The following is a 14,123-nucleotide window of genomic DNA, read 5'->3' as shown; positions in this document are numbered from 1 at the left end:
GACTTTCGAACGGCTGTTCGCACGAGAGGAAGGCGACATACTGGAGCCATGAGCGAGACCACGTACACCGGACACGTCGACCCGCAGGGGCCCAGTGCGGTGCGGCGCCTGGCCGCGCTGGAGATCCGCAAGGCCTCGGTGGGGCCGATGGACAACAACGCCTACCTGCTGACCTGCCGTGCGAGCGGTGCGCAGCTGCTGATCGACGCCGCGGCCGAGGTGCAGCGGCTGCAGCAGCTGGTGGCCGAGGGCTCCGCGAAGAGCCGTCTGGACATGATCGTCACCACCCACCGCCACCACGACCACATCGGCGCGCTCGAGGCCCTGGTGGCCGCCACCGGTGCCCGCACCGCCGCCGGGGCGGCCGATGCCGAGGCGATCCCCGCCCCGACCCGGGTGCCGCTCTCCCACGGGGACGTGCTCGAGGTCGGCGAGCAGCGCCTGACGGTGATCGCCCTGCGCGGCCACACCCCCGGGTCGGTCGCCCTGCTGTGGCGCGGGGGCGCCGACGGCGACCACCTCTTCACCGGCGACTCCCTGTTCCCGGGCGGGCTCGGCAACACCGAGAGCGACCCGCAGCGCTTCGCCCAGCTCCTCGCCGACGTCGAGCAGCGGGTCTTCGACGTGCTGCCGGACGCCACCTGGGTCTACCCCGGTCACGGGGACGACACCACCCTCGGCGCCGAGCGGCCCGCCCTCGACCACTGGCGCGAGCGGGGCTGGTGACCGGCGCGCCGCCCGCCGCCTGGTGCGTCGTCGGCCGCGGCGCCGACGGGCGCACCGCGCTGCTCGAGCTCGACGCCCAGGGGGCGCGGCGGGGCGAGGCGGAGTTCGAGGCCTCCCAGCTGGTGGCCGAGGTGGCGCGGCGGGAGGCGGAGTCCTCACCGCGCTGGGTGTGGAGCGACACCGCGACCTGGTACCCGCGGCTGCTGGCGGCCGGGGTCACCGTCTCCCGCGGGCACGACCTGCGGCTGGTCCACGTGATCCTGCGCCATGCGCAGCGGGTCACGCAGCCCGGCCCGCTGCGGGCGGCGAGCGCCTGGGACGTGGCGATCGCACCGCCCGCCGAGACGCCCGCGAGCGGGCCGACCCTCTTCGACCTCGACTCCTCCACCCGCCCGGGCGGGGTGCCCCATGACCTCGCCGCCGCGGTCGCCGAGTTCTCCCGCCAGCGCGAGGCGCTGGCGGGCGCGGAGCAGCGCGGCCGGCTGCAGCTGCTGGTGGCGGCCGAGTCCGCGGGCGCCCTGATCGCCGCCGAGCTGCAGGCCGCCGGGATCCCCTGGGACGTGGACGAGCACGACCGGATCCTCCGCGAGGCCCTCGGTCCGCGCCCTCCCGCCGGCGGCATCCCGGCGCGGATGCTCGAGGCGGCGGCTTCGGTCCGGCAGGCGCTCGGCGACCCGCAGCTGAGCCTCGACTCCCCGCCGCGGCTGCTGCGCGCCCTGCACCGGGCCGGGATCGACGTGCCGTCCACCTCCCAGTGGGAGCTGACCCGCATCGAGCATCCGGCGATCGAGCCCCTGCTGCGGTACAAGAAGATGTCGCGGCTGCTCACCGCCAACGGCTGGGCCTGGATCGAGGAGTGGGTGCACGAGGGCCGCTATCGGCCGGTGTACGTGCCTGGCGGCGTGGTCACCGGGCGCTGGGCCTCCAGCGGCGGCGGCGCCCTGCAGATCCCCCGCCAGCTGCGCCCGGTGCTGCGCGCGGATCCCGGCTGGCGCCTGATCAGCGCCGACGTCGCCCAGCTCGAGCCGCGGGTGCTCGCGGCCATGTCCGGCGACCGGGCGATGATCGCCGCCGGCGCCGGGAAGGACCTCTACTCCGGCATCGTCGAGGCCGGCGTCGTCGCCACCCGCCAGGAGGCGAAGTTCGGGATGCTCGGCGCGCTCTACGGCGGCACCACCGGCGACAGCGCCCGGATCGTGCCCCGGCTGCGGCAGCGGTTCCCCGACGCGATGGCGCTGGTGGACGGGGCGGCCGCCGTCGGCGAGCGCGGCGGGACCGTGACCACCTGGCTGGGGCGCTCCTCCCCCGCCCCGGAGAGCGCCTGGATCCAGGCGCAGACCCGCGCCAACCTCCCCGACGCCGCGCCCGGCGAGCAGGAGGCGGCCCGGCGGGCGGCCCGCGACCGCGGCCGCTTCACCCGGAACTTCGTGGTGCAGGGCACCGCGGCCGAATGGGCGCTGTCCTGGATGGCGGCGCTGCGGCTCGCGCTGTCCCGCTTCCCGCCGGTGGACGCGGCGGCGCGCGCGACACCGTCCGGGCCGGTGTTCGCCCGGCGCGCGCACCTGGCCTTCTTCCTGCACGACGAGGTGATCGTGCACGCCCCCGCCGGGCAGGCGGAGGCCGCGGCCGCCGCGATCCGGGACGCCGCCGACGCGGCCGGTCGCCTGCTGTTCCCCGGCAGCCCCGTCGACTTCCCGCTGGATCTGAGCATCACCGAGCGCTCCGCCGAGAAATGAGCATTGCCCCGGGTGCGGCGATGCCGATCGCGGACGCGACCCGGGTCCGGTCCGTACCATCGGTCCATGTCGAAGACAGACCATCTCGCCAATCTCGACAAGCCACCGAAGCTCGACAGGTCCGCCTACGAACGGGAGCTCAAGCGCCTGCAGTCCGAGCTGGTGGCCATGCAGCAGTGGGTGATCGACTCCGATGAACGGATCATCCTGATCTTCGAGGGTCGCGACGCGGCGGGGAAGGGCTCCGCGATCAAGCGGATCACCCACTACCTCAACCCCCGGCACACGCGGGTGGTGGCGCTGCCGGCGCCCACGGAGCGCGAGAAGACCCAGTGGTACTTCCAGCGCTACATCCAGCACCTCCCGGCGGCCGGCGAGATCGTGATCCTGGACCGCTCCTGGTACAACCGTGCCGGGGTCGAGCGGGTGATGGGCTTCTGCACCGAACAGGAGTACCACCGGTTCCTGCGGCAGGCCCCGGACTTCGAGCGGATGCTCGTCGAGGACGGGATACGGCTGATCAAGTACTGGTTCTCCGTCTCCGACGAGGAGCAGGAGGCCCGCTTCCGCTCCCGCGCGGAGGACCCGATGCGGCGGTGGAAGCTGTCCCCGATGGACGTCGAGTCGATCACCCGCTGGGAGGACTACTCCCGCGCCAAGGACGCCATGTTCGCCGCCACCGACCTTCCCGGCGCCCGCTGGGTGACCATCGAGAGCGAGGACAAGAAGCGCTCCCGCATCAACGTCATCCACGACATCCTGCAGCGCATCCCCTGGACTGCCGTGGAGCCGCAGCGGATCGAGATCCCGACGCGTCCCGCGGAGCGCGACTCCCGTTACGAGCGCCCTCCCCGGGACCAGTTCCTGTCTGCGCAGGACGTCGCCACCCAGCTCGAACGCACTCCGAGGCCTGGTGCGAAGAAGAAGGCACCGACGAAGAAGAAGTAGCCCCGGCGAGCTCCCCGCGGCGCTCGCCGCACTGCGTACCGGGTCGCCGGGCGGGGACGCGACCTCCGGGAACCAGCCGCAGGGCGTCCTCATCGCCCACGTGCCCCTCCTCCCGCTCTCCCTGCAGTTGCGGGCAGCGACGGCGTTCAGGGCCTGCCCGACTGCGAATGATCGGCCTAGACTGGGGAGGCGTCGGAGAACGAGGTGTGCGATGACCGATCGGGACGACCGGACCGGGGAGTTCCACCGCCTGCACGCCGCGGGCTGCTTCGTGATGCCGAACCCCTGGGATCTGGGCAGCGCCCGCGCCCTCGAGCAGATGGGTTTCCCGGCGCTCGCCACGACCAGCGCCGGTTTCGCCTGGACCCTCGGCCGCCCGGACGCCACGGTCACCTTCGAGCAGGCGCTCGAGCACCTCACGGCGATCGCGGCCGCCGTACGGGTGCCCGTCAATGCCGACTTCGAGGGCGGATACGCCGTCGACCCCGACCGGGTCGGCGACCACGTGACCCGCGCCGTCCGTACCGGGATCGCCGGACTCTCCATCGAGGACTCTTCGCACGACCCGGACGACCCGCTCCTCGACCTCGACCTCGCGGTCGAGCGGATCGCCGCCACCCGGCAGGCCATCGACGCGAGCGGGAACAGGGTCGTGCTGACGGCGCGCTCGGAGGGATTCGTGGTCGGGCGACCCGACCTCGACGAGACGATCCGCCGGTTGTGCGCCTACGCCGAGGCGGGCGCCGACTGCCTGTACGCGCCACGGATCAGCAGCCTCGAGCATGTCTCCGCCGTCGTGGCCGCGGTGGCCCCGAAACCGGTCAACCTCCTGATCAACTCGCCCTTCACCACGGTGCACGAGGCGGCGGCACTCGGCGTACGGCGGATCAGTGTGGGGGGCACCCTGGCGCGAGCGGCCTGGCGAGGCTTCCTGCAGGCGGCGACGGAGATCCGACAGGACGGCACGTTCACCGCTTTCCAGGGGCTGCCGAACGTCGACGGGCTGCTGGCCGACCCCCACGAGGGCCCCTAGCCGCCCGACCCCCTGTTCGACGCCCACCGGGCCGATCAGGAGCTCGGCCCCCATCACCTGTTGCAGGAGGAGCGCTGGATCCGACGCCGCAGGGGATGATGGGCTCATGCGTCTGTGGTCCGTCCATCCTCGTCATCTCGACCGCCAGGGCCTGACCGGCTGCTGGCGCGAGGCCCTGCTCGCGCAGGCCGTCCTCGCCGGGCGCACGAAGGGGTACCGCTCCCATCCGCAGCTCGAGCGGTTCCGCGCGCAGCAGGACCCGCTGGCCGCGGTCGGTGCGTACCTCGAGGCGCTCGCCGACGAGGCGACGGCGCGGGGGTACCGGTTCGACCGCTCCCGCATCGAGCGCCCGCCGTCCGCGCCCGGCGCCGGCCCGGTTCCGCTGATCCCGGTGACGGAGGGTCAGCTGGATCTCGAACGGGAGCACCTCCGGGCGAAGCTCGCACTGCGCAGCCCCCACTGGCGCGCGGCGGGCGGCGAGGCCGCCGCCGCGGAGAGCCACCCGCTGTTCCGGGTCGTCCCCGGACCGGTCGAGTCGTGGGAGCGCGCCGCGGGCTGAGGAGCTGCACCGCTCGCGTCGTGCTTTCGTCGGGCCTGGTGCCGACGATCGGGCCGGTCCCCGCCCGTCGGGTCCGGGCATCCTGGCGGGATGACGACCTCACCGCTCGACCCCGAGGTCGGCCCCGCGCCGACGCCCCGCTCCGCGATGCTCCGTCCCCTGTCCCGTTTCGCGCTCGATGCCGCGATGTACTCGGCCTACGGCGCCCTGCCCTTCGGGCGCCTGCGCGGACGGCAGGTGCTCGCGCTGGTCGCGGGCTCCGCCGCGCTCGGGGCGGCGGGGACCTTCCTCGGCCTCCGGGCCCATGCCCGGGCCCGGGCGGCCACCCCCGAGGGCTGGATGCCGTGGACCGTCCAGGCACGGGCCGCAGCGGGGGCCGGGGCTGGAGCCGGAGCGCGGGCGCCCGGCGGTCAGGACCATCGGGCGCTGCTGCGCACGGCGGCCATCGCCGCTGCGGCAGGGACCATCGCCGGCGCCGCCACCGCCGTCGAGGTGGCGGTGGACCGGCGGATGGAGGCCTTCTTCACGGTCCGGGGCGCGCGGCGCCCGAGGCTCGCGGTGGGTCTGAGCCAGGGCGTCGGATACGCCGCCCTGATCGCCCTCGCCGGGGCCGCGGCGGGGGCCCGGAAGGATCCGGGAGAGAGCGGGGACGACGACTGATCGGGCCCCGGCTGCTCCCCTCGAGCATGCTCCGGCCCGGTGCTGACCGCGCCGCGGCGTCGACGGTGCTGGGCGCCGGGGGCGGCTGCCCGGCGCATGCGAGGCCCCCGGCGCCGGAGCGGAGCCGGGGGCCTCGGCGCTGCGCGCCGCCCGGGATCACGCGCGGGACCGGTCAGGTCCTACTGGGGGCTGGTGTTGTCGATGCCGCCGAGCTGCCGCAGGAACTCGTGGCACTTCTTCGCGCGCTCGGCGTCCTGCGCCATGACCTCCTCGAAGAAGGCGGCGATCTCCTCCTGGCCGGCGTTGCGGGCATCGCGCACGTACTGCCCGTAGTCGTGGCCTGCCTTCAGCGAGTGGTACTGCACGGAGATCAGGTCGAAGGTGACGTCGTCGAATCCGGTCTGTCCAGCGGGCATGATGGCCTCCTTGCGGCGGACCCGGACCGAGGGCTGGGACCCGTGCGGGCCTGCCATGGGTTCAATCGGAAGGACTTCCCCAGCGGGACCCGGTCTATCAAGTGATCAGCGTCACCACAAGGGGCACGGCGCCGTGGATCGAGCTGCCTCGGGCTGTGCCGCTCGCGTGCGAGCGGAACAGCAGCGGCGGTGCCAGCGGCCGCGCGTGATGCAGTGCGACAATTCCTGCGTCACGGCGAGCGCCTGGAGGGCGCCCGCCCCCTCACGGACAGGCCACCACATGCGCGAGAAGCCCGCCGGCGACCGGGGCAGGCACAGCAGCGGCGAGTACGCGTTCACCTTCGGGGTGGCCGCCATCGTCTGCGCGCTGATCCCGGGCATCGGCGACCTGATCTCCGTCCCCACCGCGATCCTCGCCGTGGTCTGCGGCATCATCGGGATCGGCCACTACGACGCCGGGCGCACCCGCAGCGTGCTGCCGGCCGCTGTCGGCACCGCCCTCGGAGCGCTCGCCCTGTTCTTCGTGGCCGTGGTGTTCATCGCCACGCGGGGGCCCGCCTGAGCGGCCTCAGGAGCGCTGGAGCTGGCGCAGTTCCTTCTTGAGCTCCTGGACCTCGTCCCGCAGGCGGCCGGCCAGCTCGAACTGCAGCGACTCCGCCGCGGCGTGCATCTGGGCGGTCATCTCGTCGATCATCCCGGTCAGCGCCCCCACCGGGTCATCGCCCAGGTCGACGCTGCGGTGGTTGACGGCGTCGGTCGTGTTCGCGCGGGCGCGGTCGCGGGCCACCCGCTCCTTGCCGGAGCGGTAGTCGGTGGACATCAGGGTGTCGGTGTCGATGTCCTCGCGGGCCAGCATGTCGGTGACGTCGGCGATGCGCTTGCGCAGCGGGGTCGGATCGATTCCGTGCTCGAGGTTGTAGGCGATCTGCTTCTCGCGGCGCCGGTTGGTCTCGTCGATCGCCGACTGCATCGAGTCGGTGATCCGGTCGGCGTACATGTGCACCTCGCCGGAGACGTTGCGGGCGGCGCGGCCGATCGTCTGGATGAGGGAGGTGCGCGAGCGCAGGAAGCCCTCCTTGTCCGCGTCGAGGATCGCCACCAGCGACACCTCCGGCAGGTCCAGGCCCTCGCGCAGCAGGTTGATGCCCACCAGCACGTCGTACTCCCCCAGCCGCAGGGAGCGCAGCAACTCGATGCGGCGCAGGGTGTCGACGTCGGAGTGCAGGTACTGCACCCGCACCCCGTTCTCCAGCAGGAAGTCGGTGAGGTCCTCCGCCATCCGCTTGGTCAGCGTGGTCACCAGCACCCGCTCGTCGCGCTGGACGCGCTTCTCGATCTCCTCGCGCAGGTCGTCGATCTGGCCCTTGATCGGCTTGACGATCACCTGCGGGTCGACCAGGCCCGTCGGGCGGATGATCTGCTCGACCACCCCGTTGGCCTTGCCGAGCTCGTACGCCGCGGGCGTCGCCGAGAGGTACACCGTCTGCCCGGTGCGCTCGGTGAACTCGGAGAAGGTCAGCGGGCGGTTGTCCAGCGCGCTGGGGAGCCGGAAGCCGAAGTCGACCAGGGTGCGCTTGCGGGAGCGGTCCCCCTCGTACATCGCCCCGATCTGGGGGACGGTCACATGGGACTCGTCGATGACCAGCAGGAAGTCCTCGGGGAAGTAGTCCATGAGGGTGTTGGGCGCGGTGCCGGGGGCGCGACCGTCCAGGTGGCGGGAGTAGTTCTCCACCCCGTTGGTGGAGCCCATCTGGCGCAGCATCTCGAGGTCGTGGGTGGTGCGCATCCGCAGCCGCTGCGCCTCGAGCAGCTTGTTCTGCGCCTCGAGCTCCTCGAGCCGCTCGGCGAGCTCGATCTCGATGGTGCCGATCGCCCGGGCCAGCCGCTCGGGGCCGGCGACGTAGTGGGAGGCGGGGAAGATGTGGATGTGGTCCTCGCTGCGGATGACCTCCCCGGTCAGCGGGTGGAGGGTGTACAGGGCGTCGATCTCGTCGCCGAAGAACTCGATGCGGATCGCGAGCTCCTCGTACATCGGGATGATCTCGACGGTGTCGCCGCGCACCCGGAAGGTGCCCCGCTCGAAGGCCACGTCGTTGCGGTCGTACTGCATGTCCACGAAGCGGGTCAGCAGCTCGTCGCGGTCCAGCTCCTGGCCGCGGCGCAGCTGCACCATGCGGTCGACGTACTCCTGCGGGGTGCCCAGGCCGTAGATGCAGGAGACCGAGGAGACCACCACCACGTCCCGGCGGGTCAGCAGCGAGTTGGTCGCCGAGTGCCGCAGCCGCTCCACCTCGGCGTTGATCGAGGAGTCCTTCTCGATGTAGGTGTCGGACTGCGGGACGTACGCCTCGGGCTGGTAGTAGTCGTAGTACGAGACGAAGTACTCGACCGCGTTGTGGGGCAGCAGCTCCCGGAACTCGCTGGCGAGCTGGGCGGCGAGGGTCTTGTTGTGGGCCATCACCAGGGTGGGGCGCTGGACCTGCTCGATCAGCCAGGCGGTGGTCGCGGACTTGCCGGTGCCGGTCGCGCCCAGCAGCACCACGTCCTGCTCGCCGTCGTTGATGCGGCGGGTGAGGTCGGCGATGGCGGCGGGCTGGTCCCCCGAGGGCGAGTACTCGGAGACGACCTCGAAGGGGTGCTCGGCGCGGACCAGATCGGTGACAGGACGCATGGCAGGAGCCTACGACCCGGGACCCACAGCGCGCAGTGAGGGAGACGTCAGTCTGCGCTCAGCGCAACCAGCGCCCGCCGCGCCCGCTCGGCGAGCACGTCCCGCCCGGCGGTGTTCAGCACCAGGTGGTCCGCGCGGCGGATCCGCTCGAGGTCGGTGACCTGGACGGCCATGATCGACTCGACGTAGGCGCGGTCCTTCCCGCGGTCGCGCATCACCCGGGCGATGCGGTCCTCGCGACGGGCGAGCACCGCCACGACCGCGCGGTAGTCGCCGTCCCGGTGCTGCTCCAGCAGCAGCGGGCTGTCATGGATCACCAGGCGCTCCCCCGCCGCGGCCGCCTCCTGCTCCTCGGCGGCCACGGCCTGCTCGACCCGGGCCAGCACGATCCGCTCGAGGTCGGCCCGGGCCCGCGGGTCGGAGAACACCAGGCGGGCCAGGGCCGCCCTGTCCGCGGTGCCGCCGGGGGCGCGGAACCGCTCGCCGAAGCGGGCGATGGCCTCCTCGAGCCCGTCCCCGGGCACATCCAGCACCGCCCGGGAGTGGGCGTCGAGGTCGATCACCCGGTGGCCCGCGGCGCGCCAGATCGCCGCGACGGTGGACTTGCCGGAGCCGATGCCGCCGGTCAGGCCGAGACGCACGGGGGTCGAGGGGCTGGTCATGGGCCAGAGCGTACGCGGCGCCCGGCCGGCCCCGCGCCGCGTCCGCGCCGCCTCGCAGCTGTCCGCGGCGGCCCGGCGGGACTACGGTGCCGGTGTGGATCCCTTAGAGCTGCTCGTCTCCAACGACCTCCTGCGGGTGCTGGACCTGCTGGGGGTCTTCGTGATGGGCGTCGCGGCGGGGGCGCTGGCCTCGCGCCTGGACTTCGATGCCGTCGGCTTCGCCTTCATCGGGATCGCCGCCGGTCTGGGCGGCGGGATCGTCCGGGACCTGATCCTCGACTACGGGACCCCGGCCGCGTTCTCCGGGCCCTGGTACCTGGGCTGCGCGCTGGCGGGCTCGGTGGTGTCCTTCCTCGTGACCACCGATGTCCCCTGGTGGCGGCGGGTGGTGACGGTGCTGGACATCGCCGCGATGGGGCTGTGGGCCGCGACCGGGACCGCGAAGTCCCTCGGCTACGGGCTCGACGTGCTGCCGGCGATCATGCTGGGGGTCACCAGCGCGGTGGGCGGCGGGGTGATCCGCGACGTGCTGGTGGGGCGGATCCCGGCCATCTTCGGCGGCGGCCCGCTGTACGCCACCGGCGCGCTGGTGACCGCGATCCTGACCTGGCTGGTCTTCGCCCTGGGCCTGCCGGCGCCGACGGTGCTGGTGGCGGTCGCCCTCGGCTCCCTGCTGGCGGGGGTCGCCGCCTGGCGGCGCTGGACGCTGCCGGCGCATGGCGAGTGGCAGGTGACGATGTCCGCCTCCCAGCTCAAGCAGCTGGTGCGCCGCACCCGCCGCGACGAGCGCGGGCGGGTGGCGGCGCGGACCGGGGCGATCCCCGTGGTCGATGCCGACGTCGACGACCTCTCCGAGGACACCGTCCGCCTCGACGCCAGCGCCCAGGACTACCTCGAGCGCGCCTTCCACCAGGAGCAGGCCCCGGTCGCGGACGAGGAGGTCTCCCCCTGGGCCGAGGGCGAGGGGGGCAGCGCCCGCCCGGGGTCCTGAGCTCGCCTCAGGGGCGCAGCAGCTCCAGCATCCGCGCCACGTCCTGCGCGGCGAGCTGACCGGGCGCGGAGGCCTCCCCGACGGTGGCGAAGGTCGCGGCGCTGCCGAAGGCCTCCCCGGCGACCCGGCTGACCGCCCCCAGCGCTCCCATGCTGATCGCGATGTGCGGCCCGACGCGGTCGGCCTCGACGGTGAGGCTGGCCGAGAGCAGCCGCAGCACGTCGTGACCGTCGTGCGGGGTGACGGCGATCTTGGGGACATCGGCCCCCAGCCGGCGCTGACCGCGCAGCATCTCCACCATCGCGTCCACCTCGGGGGTGCCCGCCATGTCGTGGAAGGAGCCGACGACGACCACGCCGTGGCCGTGCGCGGTCCCGATCACGCGCTCGACGACCTCGGGGCTGCGGGCGGTCTCGATGTCCATCAGGTCCACCGGGGACTGGGCGCCGGCCCGGTGCGCGGTGACCAGGGCCTCCAGCAGCCGGCCCAGGTCGCGGTCCTCGATCGGGCGCTGGCCGCCCTCGGCGGGGGTGCGGAAGGTGACCAGCAGTCCGCGGTCCGCGCCCAGACGGCCGCGCAGCGGGATCAGGGTCGCGAGCGCCGCTTCGCGATGCGCCTCCGCTCCGCGCAGGTCGGGACGGAAGCGGTCCAGCCTCCACTCCACCAGGCGGGCGGGCGAGGCGGCGGCGGCCTGGGCCTGGGCGAGCACGGCCTCCTCGTCCTCGCCCACCAGCGGCACGATGATCTCGGGCCGGGCCCTGCCCAGCTCGATGCCGCGCACGGTGGCGGTCCGGGGGAACTCCTGGGTCATCGGTGCCTCATTCCTCGGTGATGGCGGCGTAGGCCGCGAGCAGCAGGGCCGGGTCCGGGCCCTCGAGCCGGGAGACGCTGCCGATGCGGTCCAGGACCACGAAGCGCAGCAGCCCGGCGCGGGTCTTCTTGTCACGCTTCATGGCGTCCTCGAGCTTCGGCCACTGCCGATCACGGTAGGTCACCGGCAGGCCGAGCGACCTCAGGATCGAGCGGTGGCGGTCGACCTCCTCCTCGGAGAGCTTGCCCGCCAGGTGGGACAGCTCGGCGGCGAACATCATGCCGACGGCGACCGCGGCGCCATGGCGCCACTGGAAGCGCTCGTTGCGCTCGATCGCATGGGCCAGGGTGTGGCCGTAGTTGAGGATCTCCCGCTCGCCCGACTCGCGCAGGTCCGCGGAGACCACCCGGGCCTTGACCCGGATCGCCCGTTCGACGACCTCGCGGAAGGCGGCGGAGGCGATGTCGAGCACCGCGGCCGCATCCTGCTCGACCAGCTCGAGGATCGCGGTGTCCTCGATGAAGCCGGCCTTGACCGCCTCGGCGAGGCCCGCGGCCACGTCGTGCGCTCCCAGGCCCGCGAGCACGTCGAGGTCCGCGACCACGGCCAGGGGCGGGTGGAAGGCACCCACCAGGTTCTTGCCCTCGGAGGTGTTGATGCCGGTCTTCCCGCCGACGGCCGCATCGACCATCGCGGCGACCGTGGTGGGGACCTGCAGCACGTCCACGCCGCGCAGCCAGGAGGCGGCGACGAAGCCGGCCACGTCGGTGGCGGCGCCGCCGCCGAGGCCGATCACCAGGTCGCCCCGGCCGATCTCGGCCTGCCCGCACACTCCCCACAGGAAACCGGCGACCTGCGCGGTCTTGGCCTCCTCGCCGTCGGGGATCTCGGCGGCGAAGGCCTGGCGGTCGGTGGCGGCGATCGCCGAGCGGATCTGCTCGGCGACCTCGCGCAGGCTGGGCTGGTGGATGATCATCACCCGGCGGGCGCGCTCGGGCAGGAGGGCGGGGAGCTCGCCGAGCAGGCCCCGGCCGATGTGCACCTCGTACCCTCCGGTCGGGGTGGTCACGGGGATCACGGTGGTGCTCATGCTCTCTCCTCCTCGTCGGGGACCAGGAGCTCCTGGCCCAGCAGATCGGTGATGGTGCGGGCCACGGCCGCGGCGCTGCCGGGCCCGGAGCGGACCCGCCACCGGGCCAGCTCCCGGTAGACGGGCTCGCGCTGCGCGGCCAGCTGCCGCCAGCGGACCATCGGGTCCTCGCCGCGCAGCATGGGACGGCCGCTGCCGCCGCCCAGCCGGGTGGTGGCCAGCGCCTCGTCGATCTCGAGCAGCACGATCGGTCGTCCCTGCAGCAGCGCGCGGCTGGCGGGGGTCATGGCGGCGCCCCCGCCGAGGGCGAGCACGCCCTCGGTGCTTCCCAGGGCGTCGGCGAGCACCTCGGCCTCGAGGGCGCGGAAGCCCGCCTCCCCCTCGGCCTCGAAGATCTCCGGGATCGCGCAGCCGGCCCGCTCGACGATCATCGCGTCCAGGTCGCTGAAGGGCAGGTCCAGCCGGGTCGCGAGAGCGCGGCCGACGCTCGTCTTGCCCGCCCCCATCAGACCGAGCAGGATGACGGCCGGGCCGCTCACGAGGCCGAGCCCGGGTCCTGCCCGACGATCCGGGACTGCAGGGCGTCGGTGCCGGCGAGGTGGGCGCGGATCTCCTCGATGCTGTCGCCGCCGGTCTTCTCCAGCAGGGCGTCGGCCAGGGCCAGCGCGACCACGGCCTCGGCGATCACCGCCGCCGGCGCCACCGCGCAGGTGTCGGAGCGCTGGTGGTTGGCGGTGGTCTGCTCGCCGCTGGCGACGTCGATGGTGCGCAGGGCCCGCGGCACCGTCGAGATCGGCTTCAGGGCGCCGCGCACGCGGATCACCTGGCCGTTGCTGATGCCGCCCTCGATGCCGCCGGCGCGGTTGCTCGCGCGGGGGATGTCGGCGGTGCCGCTGCTCTGCGCGGCGGCGAGGATCTCGTCATGGGCGGCGGAGCCGCGGCGGGCGGCGGTCGCGAAGCCGTCCCCGATCTCGACGCCCTTCATGGCCTGGATCGACATGATCGCCTGGGCCAGCCGGCCGTCCAGGCGGCGGTCCCACTGGACGTGGGAGCCCAGGCCCACCGGGACACCGTAGGCGAGCACCTCGACCACGCCGCCGAGGGTGTCGCCGTCGGCCTTCGCGGCGTCGACCTCCGCGACCATCGCGGCGGAGGTGACCGGATCGAAGCAGCGCAGCGGATCGGCATCCAGCAGCTCCTCGTCGCCGGGGGCGGGCAGCGCGGCGGCGTCGGGCACGCGCACGGCGCCGACGGAGAGGGTGTGGGAGACCAGACGGATGCCGGCGGCCTGCTCCAGCAGGGCGGCGGCGACGCGGCCGGCGACCACCCGGGCGGCGGTCTCGCGGGCGCTCGCGCGCTCGAGCACCGGCCGGGCGTCCTCGAAGCCGTACTTCAGCATCCCGGAGAGGTCGGCGTGCCCGGGCCGCGGCCGGGTCAGGGGGCGGTTGCGGGCGATCTCGCGCTCGTCGCCGGTGCCGGCGTCGACCAGCAGGTCCTCCCGCGCGACCGGGTCGGCGCTCATGACCTTCTCCCACTTGGGCCACTCCGAGTTCGCGATCTCGATCGCGACCGGGGAGCCGAGGGTGCGGCCGTGGCGCAGGCCGCCGTGGACGGTGACCACGTCCTGCTCGAACTTCTGGCGGCTGCCGCGGCCGTGCCCGAGCCGACGGCGCGCCAGCGCGGCCCGCAGGTCGTCACTGGTCAGCTCGATGCCGGCGGGGACGCCGTCGAGCAGGGAGATGAGGGAGGGGCCGTGGGATTCCCCGGCGGTGAGCCAGCGCAACATGTCCCCGATCCTCTCATGGGGGGCTGGGGGCGGG

15 protein-coding genes are annotated in these 14,123 nt (G+C 73.7%); 8 read left to right on the top strand and 7 right to left on the bottom strand.

Annotation, left to right across the window (positions count from 1 at the left end; genetic code table 11):
* Nucleotides 1-48: 48 nt before the first annotated feature.
* The 6 genes from ACOJUI_RS07635 to ACOJUI_RS07610 all read left to right on the top strand — a co-directional run bounded on the left by ACOJUI_RS07635 (nucleotide 49) and on the right by ACOJUI_RS07610 (nucleotide 5,662).
* Nucleotides 49-726, top strand: coding sequence for an MBL fold metallo-hydrolase (locus tag ACOJUI_RS07635; protein WP_422117461.1), 678 nt, complete (start codon nucleotides 49-51; stop codon nucleotides 724-726).
* Nucleotides 723-2,462: a bifunctional 3'-5' exonuclease/DNA polymerase gene (locus ACOJUI_RS07630; protein ID WP_422117460.1), complete on the top strand. Its 1,740-nt coding sequence runs from the start codon at nucleotides 723-725 to the stop codon at nucleotides 2,460-2,462. The genes ACOJUI_RS07635 and ACOJUI_RS07630 overlap by 4 nt, the downstream gene beginning before the upstream one ends.
* 66 nt (nucleotides 2,463-2,528) lie before the next feature.
* A complete protein-coding gene (gene ppk2, locus ACOJUI_RS07625) occupies nucleotides 2,529-3,410 on the top strand; it encodes a polyphosphate kinase 2 (RefSeq protein ID WP_422117459.1) in 882 nt (293 codons plus the stop codon).
* 211 nt (nucleotides 3,411-3,621) lie between these two features.
* A complete protein-coding gene (locus ACOJUI_RS07620; protein ID WP_422117458.1) occupies nucleotides 3,622-4,443 on the top strand; it encodes an isocitrate lyase/PEP mutase family protein in 822 nt (273 codons plus the stop codon).
* 106 nt (nucleotides 4,444-4,549) lie between these two features.
* The gene (locus tag ACOJUI_RS07615) at nucleotides 4,550-5,002 is read left to right on the top strand and encodes a pyrimidine dimer DNA glycosylase/endonuclease V (RefSeq protein WP_422117457.1); all 453 of its coding nucleotides are present in this window, start codon (nucleotides 4,550-4,552) and stop codon (nucleotides 5,000-5,002) included.
* Between the two features lie 90 nt (nucleotides 5,003-5,092).
* The gene (locus tag ACOJUI_RS07610; protein ID WP_422117456.1) at nucleotides 5,093-5,662 is read left to right on the top strand and encodes a hypothetical protein; all 570 of its coding nucleotides are present in this window, start codon (nucleotides 5,093-5,095) and stop codon (nucleotides 5,660-5,662) included.
* A 179-nt stretch (nucleotides 5,663-5,841) separates the two neighbouring features.
* On the opposite strand, the gene ACOJUI_RS07605 is transcribed toward ACOJUI_RS07610, so the two are convergent.
* Nucleotides 5,842-6,078: an acyl carrier protein gene (locus ACOJUI_RS07605; protein WP_422117455.1), complete on the bottom strand. Its 237-nt coding sequence runs from the start codon at nucleotides 6,076-6,078 to the stop codon at nucleotides 5,842-5,844.
* 280 nt (nucleotides 6,079-6,358) lie between these two features.
* On the opposite strand from ACOJUI_RS07605, the gene ACOJUI_RS07600 reads away from it, so the two are divergent.
* Nucleotides 6,359-6,640 (top strand): hypothetical protein, encoded by a 282-nt coding sequence (locus tag ACOJUI_RS07600; protein ID WP_422117454.1) that lies wholly within the window; start codon nucleotides 6,359-6,361, stop codon nucleotides 6,638-6,640.
* Nucleotides 6,641-6,646: 6 nt separating this feature from the next.
* Here the strand turns inward: ACOJUI_RS07600 and uvrB are convergent, their stop codons facing one another.
* Together uvrB and coaE are read right to left on the bottom strand one after the other, a co-directional pair.
* A complete protein-coding gene (gene uvrB / locus ACOJUI_RS07595; RefSeq protein WP_422117453.1) occupies nucleotides 6,647-8,749 on the bottom strand; it encodes an excinuclease ABC subunit UvrB in 2,103 nt (700 codons plus the stop codon).
* 47 nt (nucleotides 8,750-8,796) lie between these two features.
* Nucleotides 8,797-9,411, bottom strand: coding sequence for a dephospho-CoA kinase (coaE, locus tag ACOJUI_RS07590; RefSeq protein ID WP_422117452.1), 615 nt, complete (start codon nucleotides 9,409-9,411; stop codon nucleotides 8,797-8,799).
* Here coaE and ACOJUI_RS07585 point away from each other — a divergent pair.
* Nucleotides 9,410-10,402 (top strand): trimeric intracellular cation channel family protein, encoded by a 993-nt coding sequence (locus ACOJUI_RS07585; protein ID WP_422117451.1) that lies wholly within the window; start codon nucleotides 9,410-9,412, stop codon nucleotides 10,400-10,402. The two genes, coaE and ACOJUI_RS07585, sit on opposite strands and share 2 nt — an antisense overlap.
* A gap of 7 nt (nucleotides 10,403-10,409) precedes the next feature.
* Here ACOJUI_RS07585 and aroD read toward each other — a convergent pair whose 3' ends face one another.
* The 4 genes from aroD to aroC are packed head-to-tail and all read right to left on the bottom strand — an operon-like array spanning nucleotide 10,410 to nucleotide 14,089.
* Nucleotides 10,410-11,213 carry a type I 3-dehydroquinate dehydratase gene (gene aroD, locus ACOJUI_RS07580; RefSeq protein ID WP_422117450.1) on the bottom strand — a complete coding sequence of 268 codons (804 nt, stop codon included), beginning with the start codon at nucleotides 11,211-11,213 and terminating at the stop codon, nucleotides 10,410-10,412.
* 7 nt (nucleotides 11,214-11,220) lie between these two features.
* Nucleotides 11,221-12,303 (bottom strand): 3-dehydroquinate synthase, encoded by a 1,083-nt coding sequence (gene aroB / locus ACOJUI_RS07575; RefSeq protein WP_422117449.1) that lies wholly within the window; start codon nucleotides 12,301-12,303, stop codon nucleotides 11,221-11,223.
* Complete coding sequence (locus ACOJUI_RS07570) at nucleotides 12,300-12,842, bottom strand: shikimate kinase (protein ID WP_422117448.1); 543 nt, start codon at nucleotides 12,840-12,842, stop codon at nucleotides 12,300-12,302. Before ACOJUI_RS07570 ends, aroB begins: the two co-directional genes overlap by 4 nt.
* Nucleotides 12,839-14,089, bottom strand: coding sequence for a chorismate synthase (aroC, locus tag ACOJUI_RS07565; RefSeq protein WP_422117447.1), 1,251 nt, complete (start codon nucleotides 14,087-14,089; stop codon nucleotides 12,839-12,841). Before aroC ends, ACOJUI_RS07570 begins: the two co-directional genes overlap by 4 nt.
* Nucleotides 14,090-14,123: the final 34 nt, after the last annotated feature.

The organism is Brachybacterium sp. UNK5269, from assembly GCF_049266655.1.
Classification (GTDB): Bacteria; Actinomycetota; Actinomycetes; order Actinomycetales; family Dermabacteraceae; genus Brachybacterium.
Note: the sequence above shows the minus strand (reverse complement) of the source record. Positions and strands in the feature narration are given on the sequence as shown.

Coding starts and splice junctions, on each gene's coding strand:
- ACOJUI_RS07635 (WP_422117461.1), top strand. CDS start 49: ATGAGCGAGACCACGTACACCGGACACGTCGACCCGCAGGGGCCCAGT.
- ppk2 (WP_422117459.1), top strand. CDS start 2,529: ATGTCGAAGACAGACCATCTCGCCAATCTCGACAAGCCACCGAAGCTC.
- ACOJUI_RS07620 (WP_422117458.1), top strand. CDS start 3,622: ATGACCGATCGGGACGACCGGACCGGGGAGTTCCACCGCCTGCACGCC.
- ACOJUI_RS07615 (WP_422117457.1), top strand. CDS start 4,550: ATGCGTCTGTGGTCCGTCCATCCTCGTCATCTCGACCGCCAGGGCCTG.
- ACOJUI_RS07610 (WP_422117456.1), top strand. CDS start 5,093: ATGACGACCTCACCGCTCGACCCCGAGGTCGGCCCCGCGCCGACGCCC.
- ACOJUI_RS07605 (WP_422117455.1), bottom strand. CDS start 6,078: ATGCCCGCTGGACAGACCGGATTCGACGACGTCACCTTCGACCTGATC.
- ACOJUI_RS07600 (WP_422117454.1), top strand. CDS start 6,359: ATGCGCGAGAAGCCCGCCGGCGACCGGGGCAGGCACAGCAGCGGCGAG.
- uvrB (WP_422117453.1), bottom strand. CDS start 8,749: ATGCGTCCTGTCACCGATCTGGTCCGCGCCGAGCACCCCTTCGAGGTC.
- ACOJUI_RS07585 (WP_422117451.1), top strand. CDS start 9,410: ATGGGCCAGAGCGTACGCGGCGCCCGGCCGGCCCCGCGCCGCGTCCGC.
- coaE (WP_422117452.1), bottom strand. CDS start 9,411: ATGACCAGCCCCTCGACCCCCGTGCGTCTCGGCCTGACCGGCGGCATC.
- aroD (WP_422117450.1), bottom strand. CDS start 11,213: ATGACCCAGGAGTTCCCCCGGACCGCCACCGTGCGCGGCATCGAGCTG.
- aroB (WP_422117449.1), bottom strand. CDS start 12,303: ATGAGCACCACCGTGATCCCCGTGACCACCCCGACCGGAGGGTACGAG.
- aroC (WP_422117447.1), bottom strand. CDS start 14,089: ATGTTGCGCTGGCTCACCGCCGGGGAATCCCACGGCCCCTCCCTCATC.